This window comes from Actinophytocola sp. (genome assembly GCF_036002505.1).
Classification (GTDB): domain Bacteria; phylum Actinomycetota; class Actinomycetes; order Mycobacteriales; family Pseudonocardiaceae; genus DASYTH01.
The window spans coordinates 1-15,179 of sequence record NZ_DASYTH010000428.1; the positions used below are offsets into that span (position 1 = coordinate 1).

Genomic DNA, 15,179 nt, shown 5'->3' on the forward strand with positions numbered 1-15,179 from the left:
GCTCGTCATCCTCGAGGAGGATGTCCGCTGCAACCGGAGGCTGGGCGAGCGCGGCGCCGCCTGGCTGCTCGAGAACGCCACCGGGCCGGTCGCCGTGCATACCCACTGCAACGCGGGCGCACTGGCCTGCGTGGAGTGGGGGACCGCGCTTGGCGTGGTACGGGCCCTGCACGAGCGGGGCGCGCTCGGCCACGTCTACGTCGACGAGACCCGCCCGCTGCTGCAGGGCGCCCGGCTCACCGCCTGGGAGCTCGCCCAGCTCGGTATCGCGCACACGCTCGTGGTCGACGGGGCGGGCCCGTCCGTGCTGGCCCGCGGGCTGGCCGGCGCGGTCGTGGTCGGCGCGGACCGGATCGCGGCCAACGGCGACGTGATCAACAAGATCGGCACGTATCCGCTCGCGCTGGCCGCGCACCGGGCCGGCGTTCCGTTCGTCGTGGCCGCCCCGGAGTCCACAGTGGACAAATCCACGGAGTCCGGGGCCGCGGTGGACATCGAGGTGCGCGAGTCCGCCGAGATAGTCCGGATAGGACAGATGGCGACCGCTCCGGCCGGCACCGCGACGCTGAACCTCGCCTTCGACGTGACCCCGGCCGACCTGGTCACCGCGATCATCACCGAAGACCGGGTGATCCGCCCGGCAGTGGGGGAGAGACCGTGAGCGAGCTTGCGAGCGAATCAATGTCACAGGGTGAGCTGGACGGGCTGGTCGAGGTTTCGCGGCTGATCGGCGCCGACCCTTCCCTTGTGCTGCACGGCGGCGGCAACACCTCGGTGAAGACCACGGTGCCCGACGTCACCGGTGAGCCGGTGGAAGTGCTGTACGTCAAGGGAAGCGGCTGGGATCTGGCCACCATCGAGCCGGCCGGCTTCGCCCCGCTGCGGCTGGCCCGGCTGCGCGCGCTGCTCTCCGTGGCGCACCTCTCCGACCGGCGGATGATGAACGAGCTGCGCTGCGCCCTGCTCGACGCGGCCGCCCCCGACCCCAGCGTGGAAACGCTGCTGCACGCCACCCTGCCGCACGCCGCGGTGCTGCACAGCCACGCCGACGCGATCCTCACGCTGACCAACACCGCCGACGGGGAGTCGTTGGTGCGCAAGGTCTTCGGCGACCGCGTCGTGGTGATTCCCTACGTGATGCCGGGTTTCCTGCTGGCCAGGGCCTGCGCCGAACGGTTCGCCAAGGAGGCTCACCCCGGCACCGTCGGCATGGTGCTGATGAACCACGGCCTGTTCACCTTCGGCGCGGACCCGACGCAGGCCTACCGGCGCCACCTCCAGCTCGTCGGCGACGCGGCGGCCGCGCTCCCGTCCGTCCCTTCCGGACAGTTCGGTCCGGACGAGGTGGATCCGGTCGAGCTGGCCGGGCTCCGCGCGGAGATCTCGGCGCTGGCCGGTGCTCCCATGATCGTCAGCCGGCACGCCGAACCCTTTGCGGCCCGGCCCGACCTGACCTCCGTGGCGAGCCGCGGGCCGGCGACCCCCGACCACGTCATCCGCACCAAACGCGTGCCGCTGATCGGACGTGATCTTGCCAAGTACGCCGGGGAGTACCGCGCCTACTTCGCCGAGCACGCCAACGGCCGCGAGCTGACCATGCTCGATCCCGCGCCGCGCGTCGTGCTCGACCCCCTGCTCGGCCTGCTCACCGTCGGCCGGCGGGCCAAGGACGCCGACATCGCCCGCGACATCTACCGGCACACCATTCAGATCATCGAGCGGGCCGAGGCGCTCGGCGGCTACCGCGCGCTCCCCGCCGCCGACATCTTCGACGTCGAGTACTGGGAGCTGGAGCAGGCCAAGCTGCACCGGGGAAGTACCGCCGGCCCGCTCACCGGCGAGGTCGCCCTGGTCACCGGCGCCGCCTCGGGCATCGGCCGGGCCTGCGTCGAAGCCCTGCACGCCCGCGGTGCCGCGGTGGTCGGCCTCGACCTCACCCCGACCCCCACCGACCGCCCGGACTACCTCGGCCTGCAAGCGGATGTCACCGACGCCGACGCCGTGGCCGACGCCCTCGAGCGGACCGCCGGACGGTTCGGCGGCCTCGACATCCTGGTGCCCTCGGCCGGCGTGTTCCCCGGCGCGCAACGGATCGCCGACCTCGACCCGGAAGCCTGGCGGCGCACCATGTCGGTGAACGCCGACGCGATCGCGACCCTGTTCACCCGGGCGCACCCGTTCCTCGCCCGGTCACCCCGCGGCGGCCGGGTGGTGCTGATCGCCTCCAAGAACGTCCCCGCCCCCGGCCCCGGCGCCGCCGCCTACTCCGCGTCGAAAGCGGCCGTCACCCAGCTCGCCCGGGTCGCCGCCCTCGAGTGGGCCGCCGATCGCATCCGGGTCAACCTGGTGCACCCGGACGCGGTCTTCGACACCGGGCTCTGGACCGAGGAACTGCTGGCCGAACGCGCCGCCCACTACGGCCTCACGGTCGCCGGGTACAAGCGCCGCAACCTCCTCAAGACCGAGGTCACCAGCGCCGCCGTCGCCCGCGCCGTCGCCGAGCTCTGCACGGACACGTTCGCCTGCACCACCGGCGCCCAGATCCCCATCGACGGCGGCAACGAGCGGGTGATCTGAGTGCGATGAAGGGGGCCTTTCTCACGCCAGCCGTGAGAAAGGCCCCCTTCATCGCACTACGACAGGCCGAAGGCGGTGCGGTTCAGGGTGTCCTCGGTGCCGGTGAAGCCTTCGGACGGGCGGTAGGTGTCCGACGTGAGGTCGTTGTCGGTGTCGTCGGCGGTGCCGCCGATGCCGTCCGGGCCGACGCCGAAGAAGCCGGGGATGTTGGTGCCGCCGTCGTCCATCAGGCTGACCAGCGCGTTGGCCGGGTCGGTGTGCCAGCTGCCGAGGTAGTGGCCGATCTCGTGGGAGATCACGTTCCCGAGGGCGCGGCCGATGAACTCGATGCGGTTGCTCTGCGGCGCCAGGTAGGTGTTGAGCGAGACGGCCGGGCCGGCCGGTTGGCTGACGAGGTCCAGGAGCACCAGCGCGGTCTCCTCCTGGGCGAAGTTGCCGGGGTCGATGGACTGGGAGATGCCGACCGTGACGAAGCCGGCCTCGTCGGCGGTGCCGCCGACGACCACCCGGCTGACGTTCTCTCGGCCGAACGTGTCGGGGTGCTCCAGGGAGTTGAGCAGGATGAGGCGCGCGGTGGGGTTCTTGCTGCGCCGCTGGACGTCCTCGATGAGGTTCTCCCGGACGGTCCGCATGATCTGGCGGACCAGGGCCGGCTCGTCCGCGGGGGTGAGGCCCCAGCGGGGGAGGAACGTGCTGAACGGGCTCAGCGCCCGCACGCCCGGGCTCGGGTCGATCCCGAAGATCCCCATGTCGACCGAGGCGCCGTCGAAGTCGAGGAACACCGTCTGCGGCCGGAGCTCGCGCTCCAGCGGTGGCCGGTGCGCCTGGACGTCGAGTTGGTAGGCGCCGGAACCCTCGGACACCGCAAGATAATGCGTGCCGCTGACGCTGGCCACGTGATCGGCGATGGCGTTCCCGCTGTGCGGCAGCGGGGACGACGGCGGGTAGAGCACCGAGAAGTCCTGTGCCGAGCCCTGCACCTCGACCCCGGCCGGGTCGAAGATCGTCAGCCGGTGCGCCTCGCCCTGGACCGTCGCGGCGAACACGTCGCCGGCGCGCAGCTCCACCCGGTACACGTCGACATCCACAGTGGACTCCGACGATGCCAGTTGGCCGACGATGCGCACGGTCTGCCGGCGGCCGCTGCCGAAGCCGGGCACCCGCTCGGCCGTGGCCCGGGTGTCGTTGCGCCCCAGCACACCGGGCGGCTCGTTCTCGTGCACCACCGGACCCTCCGGCGCGGCCGCGGTGAGCCGCGCCCCGGACTGCCGGGCCAGGTACGTGCGCCACGCCGCATAGTCCACATGCGACTGATCGGGCAGGAAGGACAGGTACGGGTTCGGACCGCTCGGCGGGGACGCGTCGGCGCCGGCCGCGGTGGCGGGAGTGGACAGGACGGTGGCGCCGATGACCACGGCGGCAAGAAAAAGCTTGATCCCCATGCGCGGAACCTCTCACCCGACCGGGCGGGAGGGTGGCGGAATGGATCACGTTGGGCCGAATGCCGCAACGGGGACCGGACTGCCGGTTCCAGCGCGCGGCGGCCGGGAACGGTAACCCGTTGGAGCCGGCCCGCCTTCGTTCCCTACCCTTTTGGCACACCCGTGACCAAGGAGTGGCCAGTCGTGATCACCAGGATGTCGTCGTTGTTCCTGCGCACCCTGCGCGAGGATCCCGCGGATGCCGAAGTGCCCAGCCACAGGCTGCTGGTCCGGGCCGGGTACGTGCGCCGCGTCGCCCCGGGTGGGTACTCCTGGCTGCCGCTGGGCCTGCGGGTGCTGCGCAACGTCGAGCGCATCGTGCGCGAGGAGATGGACGCCATGGGCGCCCAGGAGATCCAGTTCCCCGCGCTGCTGCCGCGCGAGCCCTACGAGGCGACCGGAAGGTGGACCGAGTACGGCGAGAACCTGTTCCGGCTCAAGGATCGCAAGGGCGCCGACTACCTGCTCGGGCCCACCCACGAGGAGCTGTTCGCGCTCACCGTGAAGGGGGAGTACAGCTCCTACAAGGACTACCCGGTCATCCTCTACCAGATCCAGTCGAAGTACCGGGACGAGGCGCGCCCCCGGGCCGGCATCCTGCGCGGCCGCGAGTTCCTGATGAAGGACTCCTATTCCTTCGACCTCACCGACGACGGCCTGGCAGCGTCCTACCTCAAGCACCGCGAGGCCTACATCAAGATCTTCGACCGGCTCGGCATCCGGTACGTGATCGTGTCCGCGATGTCCGGTGCGATGGGCGGTTCGGCGTCGGAGGAGTTCCTGGCCGAGGCGGAGACCGGCGAGGACACGTTCGTGCGCAGCACCGGGTCCGGCTACGCGGCCAACGTCGAGGCCGTGGTCACCCCCGCACCGCCCGCACAGTCCATTGAGGACAAACCGGCGACGCGCAAGCACCACACGCCGGACACGCCCACCATCGAGACCCTCGTGGCGTTCCTGAACGGCGCCGGGCTCGGCCGCACGTTCACCGCCGCAGACACGTTGAAGAACGTGCTGGTGAAGACCCGCGCGCCCGGCGAGGACAAGTGGGAGCTGCTGGCCATCGGCATCCCCGGCGACCGCGAGGTGGACTTCAAGCGCCTGGAGGCGGCGCTCGCACCCGCCGACGTGGCCATCCTGGAGGAGGCCGACTTCGCCGCCAACCCGTTCCTGGTCAAGGGCTACATCGGCCCGAAAGCACTGCGCGACAACGGGGTCCGCTACCTGGTCGACCCCCGCGTGGTGACTGGCACTGCCTGGGTCACCGGCGCCGACGAGCCCGACCACCACGTGGTGGACCTGGTGTGCGGCCGCGACTTCACCCCGGACGGCACGATCGAGGCCGCTGAGGTGCGGGCCGGCGACCCCTCACCCGACGGCCGGGGCACCCTGGTCGCCGCCCGCGGCATCGAGGTCGGCCACATCTTCCAGCTCGGGCGCAAGTACGCCGACGCGTTCTCGTTGGACGCCCTCGGTCCGGACGCCAAGCCGATCCGGATCACCATGGGCTCCTACGGCGTCGGCGTCTCCCGCCTGGTCGCGGTGATCGCCGAGCAGTCCCACGACGAGCTCGGCCTGATCTGGCCGCGCGGGGTCGCGCCGGCCGACGTGCACATCGTCATCGCCGGCAAGGACGACGCGGTGCGTGCCGGCGGCGAGAAGCTGGCCGCCGATCTCGACGCCGCGGGAGTCTCGGTCATGCTGGACGACCGCGCCGCCACGCCCGGCGTCAAGTTCGCCGACGCCGAGCTGATCGGTGTGCCCACGATCGTCGTCGTCGGCCGCGGCCTGGCCAACGGCGTGATCGAGGTGAAGGACCGGAAGTCCGGCGAACGCACGGAGATCCCGGTCGACGAGGCGGTAGCGCACCTGAGCGCGCTGGTCGGGGAAGCAACGTGACGTTGCTTTCCTAGGCGGCGGACCTGAGCAGCGCCGCCACCGCGGCCTCGGTGTCGGCCAGGGACGGCAGCACCGCGTGCGCGCCGGACGCGCGCAGCTCCTCGGCGCTGTGCCGTCCGGTGGCCACACCCACGGTGACCGTGCCGTGGTAGGCGCCGGCGGCCATGTCAAGCGGGCTGTCGCCGATGACCACGACCGAGGACGCCGGAAACTCCCGGCCGTGCTTGGCCGCGGCCAGCGCCATGGCGCCGGACACCAGGTCGTGCCGGTCCGCGGAGATCGACCCGTAGCCGCCGATCTCCAGGTCGATGTGCCGGTCCAGGCCGAACGGCGCCAGCTTGTAGCCGGCCAGCTCCGGCAGGTTCCCGGTGACCAGCGACTGCACCACGTCCGGCCGGCCGCCCAGCGTGGCAAGGACCTCCGCGGCGCCCGGCAACGCCCGGCCCAGCCGGGTCATGTCCGGGCGGGCCTCGTCGGCGATGCGGATCAGCTCGGCGAACATCCGCTGGACGTACTCCTCGTCCTCGGTCATGCCGTGCGCGGTGAGCAGCTCGATGGTGAGCGAGCGCTCGGTCCGCCCGGGAAACTCCGGCAGGTGCCGCATGTCGACGCCGAACAGGTTGCGCAGCGCCTTCTGGTACCAGCGCCGTCCGATACCGCTGTAGTCCACCAGCGTCAGGTCGATGTCCCAGAGCACGAGCGTCACCCGGCCATCGTGACACGGCCCGGAACGCGCAGTTGAGGGCCACTCACCCACGACTTTCACCCGCTGGTGGGTACCTATTCAACATCGGTTGACTCTGCTCGGGAGGAAGGCGTAGCGTCCCGGCCAAGAATTCAACGTGTGATGAACTGTGGAAGGAATACGTGATGGCCACGCCGCCACGACCGCTCGCGCTCGCCCTGCTGCTCGGCCTGGCCGGTGCGCTCGTCGCCGCCGTGCTCGGCCTGCTCACGTTCGGCGCGCAGGCCACGGCCCGCCCGGACCACCTGCCGCTCGCCGTCGCCGTGCCGAACGAGGCGGCCGGCGCCCAGATCTCCCAGCGGCTCACCGGCCAGGGCGGCGACGCCGTCTCGTGGCGGGTCACCAGCCCCGCCGAGGCCGCGAACCTGCTGGACCGCAAGGAGATCTACGGCTACCTCGACGTGTCGGCGGCGCCCTCCGGGGCGAAGATCGTGGTCTCCGGCGCGATCAACCCGCAGGGCACCCAGTTCGCCCAGCAGATCCTCACCGAGGTGGCGCACCGGCTGGCCCAGTCCACCGGCGGCCCGGCCATCGAGACCACCACCGTGCACCCCGCCTCGGTCGCCGGCCGAACCGCGCCGCTCGGGGCCAGCGCGCTGCTCTGGATCGCCGGCCTGGTCGCCACGCTCGGCTTCGGTGCGCTGGTCGCCCGGTTCCGCATCCACGCCGGCCTGCTGCCCCGGTTCACCCTGGCCGTCACCGCCAGCGTCCTCGCCACCGCGGTCATCGCCGGCTACTTCCGCTTGTGGGACAACTCCCTTCCGCTCACCGCGAGCGTTCTCGGCTTCCTGCTGCTGACCGCGTTCGCGTTCACCGCCGTCCAGGGCGCCCTCGTCCGGCTGTTCGGTGTGCCCGCCGCGGCCGTGCTCGGCCCGCTCTACCTGATCGCGCCCGCGGTCGCCGGCCAGGTCCCCGAACTGCTCAACCCGACCTACCGCGCGCTGCTCTGGTCCTGGACGCCGTTCCGGTTCTCCACCGAGGGCCTGCGCAGCCTGCTGCTGGGCACCCCGGACGCCCCGGACGTGCGCACCGGCGTGATCGTCCTCGCCTCGATGGCCGCCGCCGGGCTAGTGGTGCTACTGCTCACCGCCACCCGGAAGAAAGCTCAACCGGACGCGCCGGACGGGGTTGTCCCGGTTGGTGTCGACGAGGCAGACGGACTGCCAGGTGCCCAGCGCGAGCTCCCCGCCGAGCACCGGAACGGTGGCGTACGGCGGTAACAACGCCGGCAGCACGTGGTCACGGCCATGCCCGGGCGAGCCGTGCCGGTGCCGCCAGTCCGCGTCCCGCGGCAGCAACCGGCCGAGGGCGGCGAGCAGATCCGGCTCGCTGCCCGCACCGGTCTCGATGATCGCGAGCCCGGCCGTCGCATGCGGCACCCACACATGCAGCAAGCCGTCCCCGGCACCGGCCACGAACCGCGCGCACTCCCGGGTCAGGTCCCGCACGGTCTCCTCGGACCCGGTCCTGATCTCGATCTCCTCGCTGCGCACAATGCTGAACCGTACTGGAGCAGCATCGCGCGACCCGTTACCGTGACCCCCCGTGCCGGCACCACGCCATCCCGGACAGCCACCGTGGCCCGACCACGGCGGCCACTCGGGCGCGTCCGGTGACACGGCCCCCATCCGGTCCCGCCCGCCCGCCGGCGCCGCACCCCTCAGCTTTCACACCGAGGCCCCATCGCCCCCCACCAACCCGTTCGTGAGCTGGGGCCTCCGCATCCTCGGCCTGATCCTCGTCGCGGTCGTCTCCGGCCTCGTCTGGTGGTACATCCACGCCGACTCCCGCCCCGCCGGGGACGCCGCCCAACCCACCCAGAACCCCACCGCCGGCCAGTTCGAGTTCACCCCCGCGGTCGACCCGCGCCGCGACCCCAGCTGCGCCGAGCACGCCTACAACCAGGTCAAGACGTTCTTCCAGCAGACCCCCTGCCAGCAGCTCACCCGCGCCCTCTACACCACCCTCACCCGCGACGGCCGCAAGGTCTACACCAATGTCTCCGTCGTCCGCATGCCCACCGCCGACGACGCCGCCCGGCTCCGCGCCCTCGCCGACAAGGACAACACCGGCAACGTCAACGACCTCATCCGCGAGGGTCTGGTGAAGGTCCCGCCCCTCAAGTCGCTGAGCAACGGCGGCGGCTACCAAGCCGTCCAGCACGAGCAGAACGTCATCATCGTCGAATCCGACTACGACCCCGCGGTGAAGAAGGGCGACAAGAAGCAGGACGAGGCCGCCCTCGACACGATTTGCGAGGACGCGATCCGGCTGGGTGATCAGATCGGGGCGTGATGCCCTGAAGGCGGCCTTCGGGACACTGAACGTCCCGAAGGCCGCCTTCAGGGCACCCCGGGCATCGGCGGCGCCACCGGAGCCACCCCGGCCACCTTCCGCCACCGCGCCGCCCGCACCGCCGCCCCGGTCAGCCCCTCCAGCGCGAACGTCCGTACGGCCGCGTCATCGGTCCGCTCCAGCACCGCCCGCCACGCCACCCCGGCGTCCACCTCGGCCGTCACCAGCACCGCCAGCGCCGACGCCTGATCCGTCACCGGCTGCGGCGTCACGTAGGCGGGCTCGGCGGGCCGCGGCGTCGCACCACCCGCGGCGAGCAACCGCTCGGTGGCGTCGCGGCGGGCGCGGTGCGCGGTCATGCCCTCCAGCGTCGGGCCGTCGAGGTTCGCCGGCAGGAACGCGCTCACCAGCCCATACACCCAGACCGCCGCGTGCTCGGCGCCCAGCGCCTGCTGCACGGCCTCCGCGCCATCCGCGGGGAGCGGCGCCGGGCTCGACGAAGACGACGGCTGGGTGATCATCCCAACACCTCACGCAAGCTCGCGCACCCTGCCGCCACCGACCCCAGCAGGCCTGCCCGGAACCGCGGCACCGACCCGATCAGCTCCCCGATCCGCTTCTCCGCCGCCCGCAACCCGTCCACCAGCCGGCCCCGCGCGGAAGCCGGGTCCACCACCGGCGGAGTTGCGCTCGACGACGAGGCCGGCGGCTGCGGTGGGCGCGCCCGGTCCACCTCCCGTTGCAAAGCCTCCGCATGGGCCGCCCGGGCCTCCGCCACCAACCCCGCCGCGGTGGCCAGCGAAGGCACCGCGGCCGCCACCGCGCGGGCGAACGAGGCGTCCGACCGGGCCGTGGAAGCCAACTCCGCCAAGGGATCCGGAGCTGGCGGGGCGGCCGGGGGAGTGGTGCACGCACCCAGCACCACCGGCGCCACCGGCGCGCCGAGCAGCAGGCCCAGCACCGCTCGTCGACTCGTTCCGTTCGGACCCCTCACGGGCAGTCATCCTGCCATTCGCCCGCCCGCACCCCGGCCGACGCGCGGGAATCGCTCCAGACTGGCCGTCGAACCGCGACGAGATACGCTTGGCAACCACGGTCGGTGAGTGTGTGACGGAGCGAAGACGTGCCAGGTCAGCCACAGCGTGATTCCGGATCCAGGTTGCTGGAGCCGGTGGTTGCCGATGCCGTCGCGACGGCCGGCTTCGACCTCGAGGCGCTGGACGTGACGGTGGCCGGGCGGCGCCGGCTGGTCAAGGTCGTGGTGGACGCCGACGACGGGGTGGACCTGGACGACGTGGCCGAGGTGAGCCGGGCGGTGTCCGCGGCGCTCGACGCGCACGACCCGAACCTGGGCGGCCCGTACACGCTGGAGGTCACCTCGCCGGGCCTCGACCGCCCGCTGACCAGGCCCCGGCACTGGCGCCGCGCCAAGTTCCGGCTGGTGTCGGTGAAGCGGCCGGACGGCACGGGTTTCACCGGCCGGGTGGGACACGCCGGCGACGAGACGGTAGACCTGCTCGTCGACGGAACCGTCCAGCAAGTCGCCTACGCCGACCTGGCGCATGCCGTGGTGGAGGTGGAGTTCAAGCAGCCACCGGTGGATGAACTGAAACTGCTCGAGGATAGGGAGTCGATGTGAACGTCGACATTGCGGCGCTTCGCGCGATCGAGCGGGACAAGGACATCCCCTTCGAGACGGTGATTGACGCCATCGAGACCGCGCTGCTGACCGCGTACAAGCACACCGACGGCCACCAGCCACACGCCAAGATCGACATCGACCGGCGCACCGGGTTCGTCCGGGTGATCGCCTACCGGCTCGGCGAGGACGGCGCGGTCGCCGAGGAGTGGGACGACACACCGGAGGGCTTCGGCCGCATCGCCGCCACCACCGCCCGCCAGATCATCCTGCAGCGGCTGCGCGACGCGGAGAACGAGAAGACCTTCGGCGAGTTCTCCGCCAAGGAGGGCGAGATCGTCGCCGGCGTGGTGCAGCGCGACGCCCGGGCCAACTCCCGCGGCATGGTCGTGGTCCAGGTCGGGGACACCGAGGGCGTGCTGCCCGCGGTGGAGCAGGTGCCGGGGGAGCGCTACGAGCACGGCACCCGGCTCAAGTGCTACGTGCTGGGCGTGTCGCGGGGAACACGCGGGCCGCAGATCACGTTGAGCCGGACGCACCCCAACCTGGTGCGCCGGCTGTTCGCGCTGGAGGTTCCGGAGATCGCGGACGGCACCGTGGAGATCCCCGCCGTCGCGCGGGAGGCGGGGCACCGGTCCAAGATCGCGGTTCGGTCCACCGTGCCGGGCGTCAACGCGAAGGGCGCGTGCATCGGGCCGGTGGGTTCCCGGGTCCGCAACGTGATGAGCGAGCTGGCCGGCGAGAAGATCGACATCATCGACTTCTCCGAGGATCCCGCGACGTTCGTCGGCAACGCGCTGTCCCCGGCGAAGGTGGTGTCCGTGCGGGTGATCGACGAGCGGGCCAAGACCGCGCGGGTGATCGTGCCGGACTTCCAGCTCTCCCTGGCCATCGGCAAGGAGGGCCAGAACGCCCGGCTGGCCGCCCGGCTGACCGGCTGGCGGATCGACATCCGCAGCGACGCCGCGGCCGCGACGGTATCCCCTTCGGTGGACTGAAGAACACGAGCTAGACTGTTGATGGTTCATCGTCAGGAACCGGTACCCGCACGTCTTTCGGGCTCTGGCCCGGTGAGGACTTGTGTCGGTTGCCGGGGGCGGGCGCTGGCTGGTGAGTTGCTGCGCGTCGTGGTCGTCGATGGAGAGCTCGTTCTCGATCTACGCCGGCGGATCGGTGGCCGGGGAGCATGGTTACACCCCGATCCCGGCTGCCTGACCAGGGCGGAGCGGCGGCGGGCGTTCCCGAGGGCACTGCGCGTGCCGGGGCCGCTCGACGTCGCCGGTGTCCGCGGGCAGTTGGAGCAGCGGACGCACACGACCGGCTCGGGAGCTTCCCGGGCCGCGAAGGAAGAACGGAAGCAGGTCGACCCGTCATGAGTCAGCCGTGAAGCTGAAGCCATGAACGTCAGACGATAGGACGAGGTCGAGCGGGTCAAAGCCGCCGGCCTCACTCGAACGAGGAGAGCAGTGGCAGGCAAGGCCCGAGTGCACGAGCTCGCGAAGGAGCTCGGTGTCACCAGCAAGGAAGTACTCGCCAAGCTGAGTGATCTTGGTGAGTTCGTGAAGTCCGCGTCCTCCACCGTGGAGGCGCCGGTGGCCCGCAAGCTCCGGGCCGCGTACACCAAGAGGGACGAGGCGCCCAAGCCGAACGGCGCAGTCGCGGCGAATGCTGCCGCGCCGGTCAAGCCCGCGGCACCCGCCCGTCCCGCCGCCGCACCGGCCAAGCCCGCCGCCGAGCAGCCCGCCGCCGAACAGCCCGCGGTCAAGCCGGCCCCGCAGCAGGCGGGTCCGCGCCCGGGCCCCAAGCCCGTGGTCCAGCCGGCGCCCGCGCCCATGCCTCAGACTCCGGTGGCTCCCGAGGTTCCGGCACCCGCCGCGGCGGCAGCGACGCCGGCGCCAGCTCCGGCTCCGGCTCCGGCTCCCGCTGAACCCAAGCCCGCGACCACGCCGGACGCCGCGCACCCCGGACACTCCGTGGTGCCGCCGAAGCCCCAGTCGCCCAAGCCCGGTCCGCGCGCCCCGCGGCCCGGCAACAACCCGTTCGGCGTCGGCGCCGGTGCGGCTCCGCAGCGGCCGAGCTCGCCGCGTCCCGGCGGTGCGCCCGGTGGCGGCGAGCGCCCGTCCCGGCCCGGTGAGTCCCGGCCCGCGCCCGGCCCGCGTGACCGCGGCGGCGCGCCGGGCGGTCCGCGCCCGCCGGCCGGCAGCCCGGGCAACATGCCGCCGCGCCCGAACCCGGGCATGATGCCGCCCCGCCCGGCCCGGCCGGGTCCCGGTGGTGGCGGCGGCCGTGGTGGTCCCGGTGGCGGCGCCCGCGGCGGCCCTGGTCAGGGTGGACCTGGCGGTGGCGCGCGGGGTGGCCCCGGCGGCGGCGGCCGTGGTGGTCCCGGTGGTGGCGGCGGTGGTTTCAGCCGCGGCCCCGGTGGCGGCGGCGGTGGCCCGTACCGCGGTGGCGGTGCCGGTGGTGGCGGTGGCGCTCCGGCCGGTGGCGGTGGCTTCAACCGCGGTCCCGCCGGTGGTGGCGGCGGCGGTGGCGGCCGTCCCGGTTCGGGTGGCGGCCGCGGTGGCGCGGCCGGCGCGTTCGGCCGGCCCGGTGGCCCGTCGCGGCGTGGGCGCAAGTCGAAGCGGCAGAAGCGCCAGGAGTACATGGAGAACATGCAGGCGCCCAGCGTCGGCGGGGTCCGGCTGCCGAAGGGCAGCGGCGAGACCATCCGGCTGCCGCGCGGCGCCTCGCTGACCGACTTCGCCGACAAGATCAACGCCAACCCGGCGTCGCTGGTGCAGGTGCTCTTCCACCTCGGCGAGATGGTCACGGCCACCCAGTCGGTCTCCGACGAGATCCTGGAGCTGCTCGGCTCCGAGATGAACTACAACGTCCAGGTCGTCAGCCCGGAGGAGGAGGACCGCGAGCTGCTCGGGTCCTTCGACATCACCTACGGCGAGGACGCCGGCGGTGAGGAGGAGCTGCAGGCCCGGCCGCCGGTGGTGACCGTCATGGGTCACGTCGACCACGGTAAGACCCGCCTGCTGGACACCATCCGGAAGGCGAACGTGCACGAGGGCGAGGCCGGCGGCATCACCCAGCACATCGGTGCCTACCAGGTGGCCACCGAGCTCGAGGGCATCGAGCGGCTGATCACCTTCATCGACACCCCGGGCCACGAGGCGTTCACCGCCATGCGTGCCCGCGGTGCGCAGGCCACCGACATCGCGGTGATCGTGGTGGCGGCGGACGACGGCGTGATGCCGCAGACGGTGGAGGCGATCAACCACGCCCAGGCGGCGAACGTGCCGATCGTGGTCGCGGTCAACAAGATCGACAAGGAGGGGGCGAACCCCGCCAAGATCCGCCAGCAGCTGACCGAGTACAACCTGGTCGCCGAGGAGTACGGCGGCGACACCATGTTCGTGGACATCTCGGCCAAGCAGGGCACGAACATCGAGCAACTGCTCGAGGCGATCCTGCTGACCGCGGACGCGGCGCTGGACCTGCGGGCCAACCCGGACATGGAGGCCCAGGGCGTGGCCATCGAGGCACACCTGGACCGCGGCCGGGGCCCGGTGGCCACGGTGCTGGTGCAGCGCGGCTCGCTGCGGGTCGGCGACTCGATCGTGGCCGGCGACGCCTACGGCCGGGTACGCCGGATGGTCGACGAGTACAACGAGGACATCGCGGTGGCCACGCCGTCGCGGCCGGTCCAGGTCATCGGGTTCACCTCGGTGCCCGGCGCGGGTGACACGTTCCTGGTGGTCGACGAGGACCGGGTGGCGCGGCAGATCGCCGAGCGGCGCTCGGCCCGCAACCGCAACGCGCTCAACGCGCAGCGGCGGACCCGGGTCAGCCTGGAGAACCTGGACGCGGCGCTGAAGGAGACCAGCCAGCTCAACCTGATCATCAAGGGCGACAACTCGGGTACCGTCGAGGCCCTCGAGGACGCGCTCACGAAGATCGACGTCGGCGACGAGGTCGAGTTGCGGGTCACCCACCGCGGGGTCGGCAGCATCACCGAGAGCGACATCAACCTGGCGATCGCGGACAACGTCATCGTGATCGGCTTCAACGTCCGCGCCGAGGGGAAGGCCACCGAGCTGGCCAACCGCGAGGGCATCGACGTCCGCTACTACACGGTGATCTACCAGGCGATCGACGAGATCGAGCAGGCCCTGAAGGGCATGCTCAAGCCGATCTACGAGGAGGTGGGTCTCGGCCGGGCCGAGGTCCGCGAGGTGTTCAAGTCCTCCAAGGTCGGCACGATCGCCGGGTGCCTGGTCATGTCGGGCGAGATCCGGCGCAACACCAAGGCCCGCCTGCTGCGCGACGGCAACGTCGTCGCGGACAACCTGTCGGTGGGCACGTTGCGGCGGTTCAAGGACGACGTGACCGAGGTCCGCGAGGGCTTCGAGTGCGGTCTGACGCTCGGCTCGTTCAGCGACATCAAGGTCGACGACGTCGTGGAGACCTACGAGCTCCGCGAAAAGCCCCGCACCTGATGCGATGAATGCCTCATTCAGTGCGCCCAGTGCACTGAATGAGGCATTCATGGCGG

At 72.0% G+C, this 15,179-nt stretch carries 13 protein-coding genes and 1 pseudogene; 9 read left to right on the forward strand and 5 right to left on the reverse strand.

Annotated elements, in window-relative coordinates:
* The coding region (mtnA, locus tag VGR06_RS37785; protein WP_327564025.1) for an S-methyl-5-thioribose-1-phosphate isomerase at positions 1–661 on the forward strand (661 nt) is incomplete at its 5' end.
* Entirely contained in the window at positions 658–2,577 is a 1,920-nt protein-coding gene (locus VGR06_RS37790; protein ID WP_327564026.1) for a bifunctional aldolase/short-chain dehydrogenase, read from the forward strand. The genes mtnA and VGR06_RS37790, both read left to right, overlap by 4 nt.
* A 56-nt stretch (positions 2,578–2,633) precedes the next feature.
* Here the strand turns inward: VGR06_RS37790 and VGR06_RS37795 are convergent, their stop codons facing one another.
* Positions 2,634–4,019 (reverse strand): hypothetical protein, encoded by a 1,386-nt coding sequence (locus VGR06_RS37795; protein WP_327564027.1) that lies wholly within the window; start codon positions 4,017–4,019, stop codon positions 2,634–2,636.
* A 183-nt stretch (positions 4,020–4,202) separates the two neighbouring features.
* Here VGR06_RS37795 and VGR06_RS37800 point away from each other — a divergent pair, with 183 nt between their 5' ends.
* Positions 4,203–5,957, forward strand: a complete 1,755-nt coding sequence (locus VGR06_RS37800; RefSeq protein ID WP_327564028.1) for a proline--tRNA ligase — start codon at positions 4,203–4,205, stop codon at positions 5,955–5,957.
* A 10-nt stretch (positions 5,958–5,967) separates the two neighbouring features.
* On the opposite strand, the gene VGR06_RS37805 is transcribed toward VGR06_RS37800, so the two are convergent.
* Positions 5,968–6,663, reverse strand: coding sequence for an HAD family hydrolase (locus VGR06_RS37805; protein WP_327564029.1), 696 nt, complete (start codon positions 6,661–6,663; stop codon positions 5,968–5,970).
* A 164-nt stretch (positions 6,664–6,827) separates the two neighbouring features.
* Between VGR06_RS37805 and VGR06_RS44190 the strand changes: the two are divergent.
* A pseudogene (locus VGR06_RS44190) lies at positions 6,828–7,847 on the forward strand (ABC transporter permease); the annotation flags it as partial.
* Here VGR06_RS44190 and VGR06_RS37810 read toward each other — a convergent pair.
* Positions 7,779–8,195 (reverse strand): YjbQ family protein, encoded by a 417-nt coding sequence (locus VGR06_RS37810; protein ID WP_327564030.1) that lies wholly within the window; start codon positions 8,193–8,195, stop codon positions 7,779–7,781. The pseudogene VGR06_RS44190 and the gene VGR06_RS37810 sit on opposite strands and share 69 nt — an antisense overlap.
* A 211-nt stretch (positions 8,196–8,406) precedes the next feature.
* Here VGR06_RS37810 and VGR06_RS37815 point away from each other — a divergent pair, with 211 nt between their 5' ends.
* A complete protein-coding gene (locus VGR06_RS37815) occupies positions 8,407–8,997 on the forward strand; it encodes a hypothetical protein (protein WP_327564031.1) in 591 nt (196 codons plus the stop codon).
* A gap of 47 nt (positions 8,998–9,044) precedes the next feature.
* On the opposite strand, the gene VGR06_RS37820 is transcribed toward VGR06_RS37815, so the two are convergent.
* Positions 9,045–9,518: a ferritin-like domain-containing protein gene (locus VGR06_RS37820; protein ID WP_327564032.1), complete on the reverse strand. Its 474-nt coding sequence runs from the start codon at positions 9,516–9,518 to the stop codon at positions 9,045–9,047.
* Positions 9,515–9,991: a hypothetical protein gene (locus VGR06_RS37825; protein WP_327564033.1), complete on the reverse strand. Its 477-nt coding sequence runs from the start codon at positions 9,989–9,991 to the stop codon at positions 9,515–9,517. Before VGR06_RS37825 ends, VGR06_RS37820 begins: the two co-directional genes overlap by 4 nt.
* Before the next feature lie 168 nt (positions 9,992–10,159).
* Here VGR06_RS37825 and rimP point away from each other — a divergent pair, with 168 nt between their 5' ends.
* The 4 genes from rimP to infB all read left to right on the forward strand — a co-directional run bounded on the left by rimP (position 10,160) and on the right by infB (position 15,123).
* Positions 10,160–10,636, forward strand: a complete 477-nt coding sequence (gene rimP / locus VGR06_RS37830) for a ribosome maturation factor RimP (RefSeq protein WP_327564186.1) — start codon at positions 10,160–10,162, stop codon at positions 10,634–10,636.
* A complete protein-coding gene (nusA, locus tag VGR06_RS37835; protein WP_327564034.1) occupies positions 10,633–11,634 on the forward strand; it encodes a transcription termination factor NusA in 1,002 nt (333 codons plus the stop codon). The genes rimP and nusA overlap by 4 nt, the downstream gene beginning before the upstream one ends.
* Before the next feature lie 72 nt (positions 11,635–11,706).
* The gene (locus VGR06_RS37840; protein ID WP_414637415.1) at positions 11,707–12,012 is read left to right on the forward strand and encodes a YlxR family protein; all 306 of its coding nucleotides are present in this window, start codon (positions 11,707–11,709) and stop codon (positions 12,010–12,012) included.
* A gap of 90 nt (positions 12,013–12,102) precedes the next feature.
* Positions 12,103–15,123 carry a translation initiation factor IF-2 gene (gene infB, locus VGR06_RS37845; protein WP_327564036.1) on the forward strand — a complete coding sequence of 1,007 codons (3,021 nt, stop codon included), beginning with the start codon at positions 12,103–12,105 and terminating at the stop codon, positions 15,121–15,123.
* The last annotated feature ends 56 nt before the right edge of the window (positions 15,124–15,179 follow it).

Coding starts and splice junctions, on each gene's coding strand:
- VGR06_RS37795 (WP_327564027.1), bottom strand. CDS start 4,019: ATGGGGATCAAGCTTTTTCTTGCCGCCGTGGTCATCGGCGCCACCGTC.
- VGR06_RS37820 (WP_327564032.1), bottom strand. CDS start 9,518: ATGATCACCCAGCCGTCGTCTTCGTCGAGCCCGGCGCCGCTCCCCGCG.